The organism is Candidatus Cloacimonadota bacterium, assembly GCA_011372345.1.
Lineage (GTDB): Bacteria > Cloacimonadota > Cloacimonadia > Cloacimonadales > TCS61 > DRTC01.
This window is the reverse complement of record DRTC01000197.1, coordinates 1-10,669: the sequence shown is the minus strand read 5'-3', so window position 1 is coordinate 10,669 and position 10,669 is coordinate 1. Positions and strand designations below refer to the sequence as shown.

The 10,669-nt window shown below is 35.1% G+C and carries 9 protein-coding genes; 8 read left to right on the top strand and 1 reads right to left on the bottom strand.

What is annotated here, in order from left to right:
- Window positions 1-145 precede the first annotated feature (145 nt).
- The 6 genes from ENL20_03850 to ENL20_03825 all read left to right on the top strand — a co-directional run bounded on the left by ENL20_03850 (window position 146) and on the right by ENL20_03825 (window position 5,092).
- Window positions 146-679: a hypothetical protein gene (locus ENL20_03850; protein HHE37690.1), complete on the top strand. Its 534-nt coding sequence runs from the start codon at window positions 146-148 to the stop codon at window positions 677-679.
- A gap of 21 nt (window positions 680-700) precedes the next feature.
- Window positions 701-1,648 carry an HD domain-containing protein gene (locus ENL20_03845; GenBank protein HHE37689.1) on the top strand — a complete coding sequence of 316 codons (948 nt, stop codon included), beginning with the start codon at window positions 701-703 and terminating at the stop codon, window positions 1,646-1,648.
- Between the two features lie 91 nt (window positions 1,649-1,739).
- Window positions 1,740-2,525 (top strand): MBL fold metallo-hydrolase, encoded by a 786-nt coding sequence (locus ENL20_03840; protein ID HHE37688.1) that lies wholly within the window; start codon window positions 1,740-1,742, stop codon window positions 2,523-2,525.
- Window positions 2,526-2,840: 315 nt separating this feature from the next.
- Window positions 2,841-3,785, top strand: coding sequence for a calcium/sodium antiporter (locus ENL20_03835; GenBank protein ID HHE37687.1), 945 nt, complete (start codon window positions 2,841-2,843; stop codon window positions 3,783-3,785).
- Between the two features lie 143 nt (window positions 3,786-3,928).
- Window positions 3,929-4,522: a DNA-3-methyladenine glycosylase I gene (locus tag ENL20_03830; protein ID HHE37686.1), complete on the top strand. Its 594-nt coding sequence runs from the start codon at window positions 3,929-3,931 to the stop codon at window positions 4,520-4,522.
- A gap of 147 nt (window positions 4,523-4,669) precedes the next feature.
- Window positions 4,670-5,092 carry a hypothetical protein gene (locus ENL20_03825; GenBank protein HHE37685.1) on the top strand — a complete coding sequence of 141 codons (423 nt, stop codon included), beginning with the start codon at window positions 4,670-4,672 and terminating at the stop codon, window positions 5,090-5,092.
- Window positions 5,093-5,608: 516 nt separating this feature from the next.
- On the opposite strand, the gene ENL20_03820 is transcribed toward ENL20_03825, so the two are convergent.
- Window positions 5,609-6,676, bottom strand: a complete 1,068-nt coding sequence (locus ENL20_03820) for a sensor domain-containing diguanylate cyclase (GenBank protein HHE37684.1) — start codon at window positions 6,674-6,676, stop codon at window positions 5,609-5,611.
- A 222-nt stretch (window positions 6,677-6,898) separates the two neighbouring features.
- On the opposite strand from ENL20_03820, the gene secA reads away from it, so the two are divergent.
- Both secA and ENL20_03810 read left to right on the top strand, forming a co-directional pair.
- Window positions 6,899-10,045 carry a preprotein translocase subunit SecA gene (gene secA / locus ENL20_03815; protein ID HHE37683.1) on the top strand — a complete coding sequence of 1,049 codons (3,147 nt, stop codon included), beginning with the start codon at window positions 6,899-6,901 and terminating at the stop codon, window positions 10,043-10,045.
- Window positions 10,046-10,176: 131 nt separating this feature from the next.
- Window positions 10,177-10,611: a hypothetical protein gene (locus ENL20_03810; protein HHE37682.1), complete on the top strand. Its 435-nt coding sequence runs from the start codon at window positions 10,177-10,179 to the stop codon at window positions 10,609-10,611.
- Window positions 10,612-10,669 lie beyond the last annotated feature (58 nt).

Below are 10,669 nucleotides of genomic sequence, written 5' to 3'. Positions count from 1 at the left end.
TTGTACTTCTTTTAGAGTATATAGGGGATATTTTGAAGAAGCCCCAGAAATCATTGATAATGGTTCAGTTATACTTAAATTTATAGATAAATTTGAGCATGATTATTCATTGGCTTATCAAATTGAAATAAATAAAGACAATTAAATCATTTTATATGGAGTTCTCATGAAAAAACTAAAAAAATCTGCTCAAAAAGATTTAATATTAAAACCTGCAATTTTTGAATTAAATGATAATTTTCATAAAGTTTATAATGAAGATAGCAACGAATTGATTAAAAAAATCGAAGGTGATATTTTGTATCTTGATCCTCCATACAACGCACGACAATATGGAGCAAACTATCATTTACTCAATACTGTAGCGAAATATGACAGCTTTATACCAAAAGGAAAAACTGGCTTAAGGAATTACAAACGATCAAAATATTGTAGCAAATCTACCGTTACATATGAATTTGATGATTTAATTAAGAATGCTAAATTCAAATACATATTTTTAAGTTATAATAATGAAGGCTTAATGACAGAATCAGAAGTAAGAAAAATTATGAGTAAATATGGTTTTTATGATATTATTAAGAAAGAATATCAACGATTTAAAGCTGATAAAACAGAAAATAGGGATCATAAAGCAGATTCAACTGTCGAATATTTACATATTTTAAAAAAAACATGATAAAAATTTAAGGAATAAAAAATGGAAGACAAAATCTTCGTAAATCAAATAAGCGAATTTTTAAATAAAGAAATAATTTCCAATTTTCTCGTGGTTCAAAAAGACCTGCGGGAAGGTACCAAAGATTTTTATTTAAGATTAAAATTAGCGGATAAAACCGGCTCCATTTCCGGGAATATCTGGAATAATGCCAAAGTCATCGATGAGAAATTCAAGGAAGGTGATGTCATTAAAGTCAAGGGAATCGTCATCAGCTATAAATCCCAGATCCAGTTGACAGTGAATAAAGTTAGAGTTATGAAAAGTGAGGAATATAACCTTTCTGATTATATTGAAGCCACTTCCAAAGATATCACAAAACTATCGGAAAAGCTATACCAATTTATTGATAATATTAATGACAGTTATTTAAAAGAATTATTACTTTCGATATTCGAGGACAAGGAATTCTTCACACTTTTTGCCAAATCTCCGGCAGCCAAAACCTGGCATCATAATTACATCGGAGGTCTGCTCGAACACACGATCGCAGTGAGCACGATCTGCGATTTTATAACTCATCTTTATCCTGTAAATAAGGACCTCTTATTGACCGGAGCGATCTTACACGATATTGGAAAAGTCTATGAATACAATATCAAATCCATTATTGATTTTTCCGTGATCGGCAGGTTGATCGGACATATTTCACTTGGAGATCAATTGATCTGTGAGAAAGCAGCATTAATAAATAATTTTCCCAAGGAAACTTTAATGAAACTCCGTCACCTGATTTTAGCTCATCATGGTGAATTTGAGAAAGCATCGGTTCGGCTTCCGCAAACTCTGGAAGCTGTTGTCCTCCATCATGCTGACAATCTCGATGCTCAGACAACCGGTGTGCAGCAGATCATCGAATCTGTTCAGAACAAAGATGCGGAATGGTCTGATTTTGATAAATTGAATAATCGTTATTATTATATAAAGTAGGGACAAGTGACAAGTAGCACATTTTTGCAAAATGTGAATAATAGTTGTAAATTTTTCTTTGCGTCCTTTGCGTCTTTGCGGTGAAAATTATATGTTCCAAACAGCAGTCTTAGCCAGCGGAAGTAAAGGAAACTCCATCCTGATTCGGACCGAATCTACGAAAATTCTGTTGGATGCAGGTTTGAGCGGGAAAAAAATATCCGGATTTTTACAGGACCTGCATCTTGATGAAACAAAAATAAATGCTTTGCTGATCAGTCATGAACACAGCGATCATATCAAAGGTGCTGGAGTTATCTGTCGGAAGTTTAAAATTCCGATGTATATTACGGAACAAACTTTTTTATCGAGCCGTCATCGTATTGGAAATGTTCCGGAAGGAATAAAGTATTTTGAGACCGGAGATAAATTTCAGGTTGGAGATATTATCATCAATTCCTTTCCTTCCTCACATGATGTTGTTGACGGAGCAAATTTTACCTTTCAAAAAGCAGACGATAAATTACGAAAATTAGCAGTAGCAACTGATCTCGGTTACAGCACCAGGTTGATGTTAAGAAAATTCAAAAAGGCAACTTCTATTATTCTGGAAAGCAATCATGATGAGAAAATGCTTCTTGAAGGACCTTATCCCTGGGATTTGAAGCAAAGAGTGAAAAGCAGGCATGGACATCTTTCCAATGAACAAGCAGTCGGAGTTATCAGCCGGATAATTCATCCGGGATTGAAGAACCTTGTTCTGGCACATTTGAGTGAAGTGAATAATGATCCTGAAATTGCGAGAATTTTAATGCAGGAATATTTAGCGAGTATAAATTTTGATTTGAATCTGATCATCTCATCACAGTATAAAGCAACTGCATTGATCGATATTTGATGTAACTTGATTTTCCGAAATCGAGAGAAAAGAACAAGATCGGAATCTTGTTCTACAGATTAACTCAATCATCTTGATTGAATGAAAAAGTCACAATCAAGGATGATTGTATTACAAGGAGAATAAATTTTTTTTCCTCATTCCCAAATTGTTTTTGGGATTGTAATTATTAAAAGTTTAACTTTGATTTTTGGGAAAAAATATATATGTTCGAAATAAATTTTCTTTACCAATTGTGTTCCCAAATGGAATTTGGGAACAAGTACAAAATATTATGTTGAACAATTCAGCGAATTGTTTTACGAAGAGAATAAAATGTTTTTAGCAATAATTTTATTAATAATCGGTTTCATAGTTCTGATCAAAGGTGCGGAATTCCTGGTTGACGGCTCTTCATCTCTGGCAAAGAAAATGTCCATCTCTCAACTGGCAATCGGTTTGACGATCGTTGCTTTCGGCACATCTGCACCGGAATTGATAGTCAATTTAATTGCCAGTTTCAAAGGTCATGATGCCATTGCTTTTGGAAACATCATCGGCAGTAATATTTTTAATGTTCTCGTAGTTCTCGGTGTTGCCTGTTTGATCACCCAAATAAAAGTTCAAAAAAATACGGTTCTGAAAGAGATTCCCATTTTACTGATCGCTACAATTTTTGTTTTTTGTTTATGCAATAATTGTGGATTTTCAGGAAGTTCGCTTTCCCGTTTTGATGGAATAATCCTGATTTCAGGATTACTTTTGTTTTTTTATTATGTATCAAGAATTTCAAAAACAAGAGAATTAGAAGTAGATGTTAAAATATTTTCCAATCAAAGGACACCTATTTACATTATTTTAGGAATTATCGGACTTTTCATTGGCGGGGAATTAGTTGTTCATAATGCTGTAATTATTGCCCGTCTGCTTGGAGTTTCGGATAAATTCATTGCTCTGACCATCGTAGCTCTGGGAACATCTCTACCGGAATTAGTGACTTCGGTTCTGGCAGTGATCAAGAAACATAATGATCTGGCGATTGGAAATGTTGTCGGTTCAAATATTTTTAATCTTCTTCTGGTTCTCGGTTTAAGCTCGATTATCCATCCTCTCGAATACAATCCCGAACTGAACATTGATTTCTTCCTTTTAATTCTGATCACGATCATTCTTTTCTTTACTTTCATTGTTGGCAAAAGAAGGATAATGGCAAGAAATGAAGCCATTTTCTTTCTTATTCTTTATGCCGGATATCTGCTTTTTATTTTTAACAGGAAGTAGAGTAACACAAACAATTTTGTTTGTGAATGTAATACAATCGTCCTCGATTGTGAAAAGTAACATTATCATCCTGATTGTGAACAAAAGATAAACTGAATTTAAACAAACAGGATTGTTTGTTATACAATTCATAGAAAACAATTATGAAACGAAGATGCAATTGGGTCGGAAACAACGATTTAATGATCGCATATCATGATCAGGAATGGGGAGTTCCTGTTCATGATGATCGGAAACTTTTTGAGTTTTTCGTGTTGGATGCTTTTCAGGCAGGATTAAGCTGGCAGATCGTCCTGAATAAAAGAGAAAATTTCAGGAAAGCATTCGAGGATTATCAAATAGAGAAAATTGCACTTTATGATGAAAACAAGTTTAACGAACTGATCACAAATAAGGATATTATCCGCAATAAACTAAAGATCAACGCTACAATTAACAATGCTCAAAGATTCATGGAAATCCAGAAAGAATTTGGAAGTTTTGATAAATATATCTGGCAATTTGTGGAAGGAAAAACAATTCAAAATAAATGGAAAGAACTTTCTCAAATTCCAACAAAAACCAAAGAATCGGATGAAATGAGCAAAGACCTGAAAAAGAGAGGATTCAAATTTGTCGGATCAACCATCTGTTATGCTTTTATGCAGGCTGCAGGAATGGTGAACGATCATCTTGTTTCCTGTTTTCGATTTAAAGAGTTAGCCACAGAGACGCAGAGAACACAGAGAAAAAATTAAAATATATATCCAGTCTAATTGGACTCGACTTCAAAGCGTAGCTTGGAGTTGAGAACAATTGACGAAAAACAAGATTAAATACCCGACTGAACTCCATCTTCCGACAATAGCCGGAGATGAAATCCAGTCAAAAAAAGGAGTAGAAAAATGACCAGAGAATTAAAGAAAGAAATATGGAGTTATTTCAAAGACACGAACATCGTTTACCTGGCAACAAGTGCGAATAATAAACCTGCTGTCAGACCTGTAACTCTGATCTTTCATCAAGATCGATTCTTTATCGCAACCGGAAATAAAGATGCTAAAATTAAACAAATAAAAATTAACAATAACATCGAGTTCTGTTTGAGTATTTCAGATGGCAAAAACGGTGGTTATATCCGTGGATTCGGACAAGCGATATTCAACGAGGATATTCCAACTAAAAAAGAAATAATGGATGTTTTCGAGTATATAAAACATTTCTGGAAAGAACCTGATGATCCTGGTTATATTCTGTTGGAAATTAAATTAGCAGAAATCGAATATATGAAGATAGGGAAGATGTTCGCGAGAAGAGAAAAGATTTAATCCTGACGGGGACTGTTTTGTTTCTTCCCAACCGGAGATTCCATCTCCGGCTATTAACATTGAATCCCTGCGGGATTGATTTGGATTGAGAAATATCTTGCTGGTTTTGATAGATATCCGTCTTGCTTTCTATTATAAAAAAGATATTGATAAAGCAATCGAATATATAAAGGATGGCACTAATTTCTCAATTGTAAAAACTGCGGTAAAAATTCGGAACTCTTTATATTATTGAAGCCATGATCGGAGAAGCGGCTTCTTTCACTTTTGTCGATGTGATCACAGCCACAAAATATGAACATAAAGATCAGGCAGTAGGCGTCAGAGCAATTTATCGGGTACGAGCCAAAAAAAGAGATAAGATCAGCAGCTCTTCCAATGAAACGGTTGTTTATGCAGATTGATCCTGACTTTCAGGCAAAGTGAATTATTAACGAAGATCCCGCAATTTTTTGAGGATGAGAACCGCATTCCTGCGAAAATGGAGAATGCGGTTCTTATTTTAAAATTATTTAGTTAGAGGATTAATCTTTTCAGAAAATTATTTTCTTTTTCAGCAACAAGGATATTATTCCTACCTGAATTTTTAACTTTATACATGGCATGATCTGCCAGACCGATGATCTCATCCGTTGTTTTGGCATCATCCGGATAAACTGCGATCCCAAAGCTGGCTGTGACTTTTATATTATAATTTTCTTCAGTAAAAAAAACTGTTTTATTCAATCTATGTCTTATTCTTTCAGTTAAAAGTAAGGCTTCTTTTCTTCCTGTTTCAGTTAAGATCAAAACGAATTCATCACCACCATAACGAACTGCCCAATCTGATTTTCGAATGCTAGATAGCAGGATATCAGCAATATTCCTGAGAAGCTGTGAACCAATCAGATGACCATAATTATCATTCACATTTTTAAAATGATCGAGATCGAGAAAAACAGCTGCAAATTTATATTTGTGTCTTCTCGAACGATTGATCTCCATCTCAAATAATTCCACCATATACCGGGAATTATAAAGTTTCGTGCAATCATCCCGCACGGAAAGTTCCTTGATCTGTTCAATATAACGAGCATTACCAAGAGCAATAGCAGCAAAATCTGCCAGTGTTTCCAGAAGGTCTATATATGATTCTTCAAAGAGAGAAAGATCGACATTTACCAGTTCGATAACACCTAATGCTTTTCCTTTGTTCAATAAGGGCACACAAATAATGGTATCAGTTTTAAAACCTGACTGTTTGTCAAAATTCTGGTGAAATCTTTTATCTTTATAAGCGTCTTTGATCGTAACTGTTTTCTGATTTTTAACAGACCAACCCGCGATTCCATCTCCAATTTTCAATCTTTTATCTTTGATCTTGTCACTTGAATCACCCACAGCAATAACGAAAAAAAGATCGGATTTCTCCTCATCAACAAGTAGCAGCGACCAGTTCGAGGGTTTATAATATTTCCCGATAAAATCCATGATCATTTTCAGGACTTCATTCATTTCCAGAGATGAACTTAAAGCTTTGCCAATGTCCCTGAGAATCTCATATTGAGATAAACCATTGCTCAGAAATTCTTTCTCATTTACCATTACTATACCTCATTGCTTTTTCGATTGCATATTTTTTTTCATTTATTTTATGTCAATGATTTCTGGTTGGATTTCGTGAGAATTTACATTTCTAAATTTTTTTTTCTTTGAATTTCTTTAAGTTTAAATTTTTCCATTCTTTCTATATGAACTTTTCTCCAAATAATTTGACACACAAACAAGTCAAAAAAGGATTGTCCAAAATTTTATCAGGTATAGATTATGTTGAAAGGTTTAACAAAAAAGATTTTTGGAGATCCTTATCAAAGGGAAATGAAAAAAATATCTCCAATTATGGAACAGATAAAAGAAATTTATCCGAGTCTGGAAAAACTATCCGATGATGATCTTAAAAACAGGATACAGGAAATAAAACAGGATATCAGGAACAGACTTGAAGACCAGGAAAATGAACTGGCAGAACTACAGAAAAAATATCAACTCGAACCTGATGAAAACAAGAAAAATTCAATTGGAAATGAGATAGACAGACTCAAGGAAAATCTGAAAACACTTACTCAAGCCATTCTCGATGAACACCTTCCCGAAGTTTATGCCATAATCAAAGATACCTGTCGCAGATTGATCGGTTTTGAATATGAAATTCGCGAACATAAAGCTGTCTGGAATATGATCCCGTTTGATGTTCAGCTTATTGGAGCGATTGTCTTGCACGAAGGAAAAATTGCTGAAATGGCAACCGGAGAAGGTAAAACTCTTGTTGCTGTATTACCGTTGTTCCTGAATGCTCTTCTCGGTCATGGAGTTCATCTCGTGACAGTTAATGATTATCTTGCTCAAAGAGATGCGGAATGGATGAGTCCGATCTTTGAATTTCATGGAATGAAGGTGGGAGTTAATATTGGCGGTTTATCTCCGGAAGAGCGGAAAGTTGCTTATAGTTGTGATGTAACTTATGGAACTAACAGCGAGTTCGGATTTGATTACCTGCGTGATAATATGGCAATTTCCGAGCAGAACCTGGTGCAGAGAAAACATCAGTATGCAATTGTTGATGAAGTCGATAGCGTGCTTATTGATGAAGCGAGAACTCCTTTGATAATCAGCGGTCCGGTTCAGGAAAGTAAGAATTTCTATACAGAATTAAAACCCATAATTTTGAAACTGGTTAATGCTCAAAATATGCTGGTCAAGCGTTTTCTATCGGAAGTCAAACAGGAATTGGCTAAAGACCAGTATGATGCTGATGTTGTAGGGAAATTGCTTTTACTGATCAGCCGGTCTGCTCCTAAAAATAAATCCTTTATAAAATTGATGAAAGAGGGAGAACTCAAAAAATTAGCATCTGATTATGAAGGTTATTATATCCGCGATAAGAAAATGCATGAGATCGATGCGGAACTTTTTTATGTAGTAGAAGAAAAACATAATAGTGTCGAACTTTCCGAAAAAGGAAATGATCTTGTTTCAAAAAAAGAACCTGACCTTTTTATCATGGAGCAATTCGATGAGGTTCTTGATAAAATCGATAAAGATGAAAAACTTTCTTTACAGAAAAAAGCGCAATTAAAGGAAGAAGCAACCTCAAAATTCATGGATAAAAATGAGAAACTTCATAATATCAAGCAACTTCTGAAAAGCTATACCCTGTTTGAGAAAGATGTGGATTATGTTGTAGTTGAGAATAAAGTCATGATCGTCGATGAATTTACCGGCAGAATGATGCAAGGTAGAAGGTTCAGCGATGGTCTGCATCAGGCTCTGGAAGCAAAGGAAAATGTTACTATCGAAGAAGCAACGCAAACTTTTGCCACGATCACTCTCCAGAATTATTTCAGGATGTATGATAAACTTGCCGGAATGACCGGAACTGCGGTTACTGAAGAATCGGAATTTATGGAAATTTATAAACTTCCGGTGATGGTTATCCCAACAAATCTTCCCATTTCCAGGATCGATCATAATGATGTTATTTACCTGACCAAAAATGAAAAATACAAAGCTATTATCGATGAGATAGTGTATTGGCATGAAAGGAGAAAACCTGTCCTGGTAGGAACTGTTTCCGTCGAAGTTTCCGAAACTTTAGGTCGTCTGCTGCGACGAAGGAATATCAAACATAATGTTCTGAATGCGAAATATCATGAAAAGGAAGCTGAAATAATAATTTATGCCGGAGAACCGGGTGCGGTTACGATTGCTACGAATATGGCAGGTCGGGGAACAGATATAAAACTCGGGAAAACAGTGGTTACGCAAGAAAAAGCAGAATATCTGAAATGCAGTAATAAAATTTCGGAGGAAAATCCATTCGGACTTCCAAAAGACGGATTACATGTGATTGGTACGGAAAGACATGAAAGCCGGAGAATAGACCGCCAATTAAGAGGAAGAAGCGGTCGTCAGGGAGATCCGGGCACATCGCGGTTTTATCTGTCTCTGGAAGATGACCTGATGCGATTGTTCGGTTCCGAACGAATTGCACCAATGATGATGAAAATGGGGATCAAGGACGGAGAAGCAATAACTCATCCCTGGATGACAAAAGCTGTTGAAAAAGCCCAGAAAAGAGTCGAAGCCTACAATTTTGAGATCAGGAAACAGCTGATCAAATATGACGAAGTTATGAACCAGCAGAGGGAAGTTATTTATACTTACCGGAAAAATGTGCTGAAAGGATATGACCTGAAATTCGAGATCGTCGATATGATCAAAGACACGATCGCTGAACTTGTAGAGAATAATATTGGAGAAGAACAATATCAGGAAAACTGGGACATTGAAAGTATTTTAAAATGGTTAAAAGCAAATTTGAATATCAATATCAAAAAGCAGGAATTGATCAGAGAGAATAATACTTTAACGAATCTTACTCAAGATATTGAAGATGCTGTTTTAAAAGCATATAATAAAAGAGAAGAAGAGTTTTCTTCGGAACAGATGCGAGAGATCGAAAGAAGGTCGCTCCTGATCGTTGTCGATGAATTATGGCGGGATCATCTTCATGAAATGGATCTTTTAAGAGAAGGAATAAGTTTCCGAGCCTATGCCCAAAAAGATCCTTTGATAGAATATAAAAAAGAATCTTTTCATCTTTTCCAGACACTCGTTTCCGATATCAATCGGGATGTCACAAAAAGAGTTTTCACAACTTACCTGATCGCTCCCGATAGAATAAATGATTTCCTTAGAATGGCTCAAACACAACATGCTGAAAGTTCGGCATTCCAAAAAGCAAAAACATCAGCTTTCAGACAGGCTGGAACAGCTCCACCTCCACCTCCGACAGGAGAAAAACAAAAACTGAAACCCAGAGTAGTTGAAATGAAAGTTGGCAGAAATGATCCATGTCCTTGCGGAAGTGGGAAAAAATATAAAAAATGTTGTGGCAAAATCGTTAATGATTAAGATTTATTAACGAGATACAAATATTATTCTCAATCTCTTGATTTGGAATAATATTTTGAAAAAGAACTCTTGACTAAATTTGATTGGTCAGGAGATAGATACTAAAAGAAAAAATTGAAAAGGATGGGAGAATGTCTCCAAGTAGATTTGAAGATCTGTTAGATGTGGTTTTGGAAGATAAACCTTCAAAAGCAAAATTAAAAAGACTCGGGATGACTGAAGAAGAATTGAAATTATTTATCGATGCAATTCTCGAGGAAAAAGAACCGGAAACTTATAATCGTGTTTTATCTGCCGATGAAAAGAAAGTATTATCAACCGAAGCTTTTGGTTATTTAATGCATCTCTTAAAGATAAACTCGATCGACAGATTCATGTTTGAAAAAATTATTTCATTATCGATGCAGCTGAATTCATTCATGAAAAGAAAATTAACAAAAAATATGATGGATGACATCGTTAACTTTATAATCTTTTCCGGTCAAGGTGATGTTTTTATTAATGAACGGATGGATATCTATTGTCTCCTGGACAGCGAAGTTCGTCGGCAGCGTCAGATGAATTAGAGAAATTGTTTATCTTCTAGCCTCAGAATATTGTAGAGTAACCCGCAAATACAAAGAC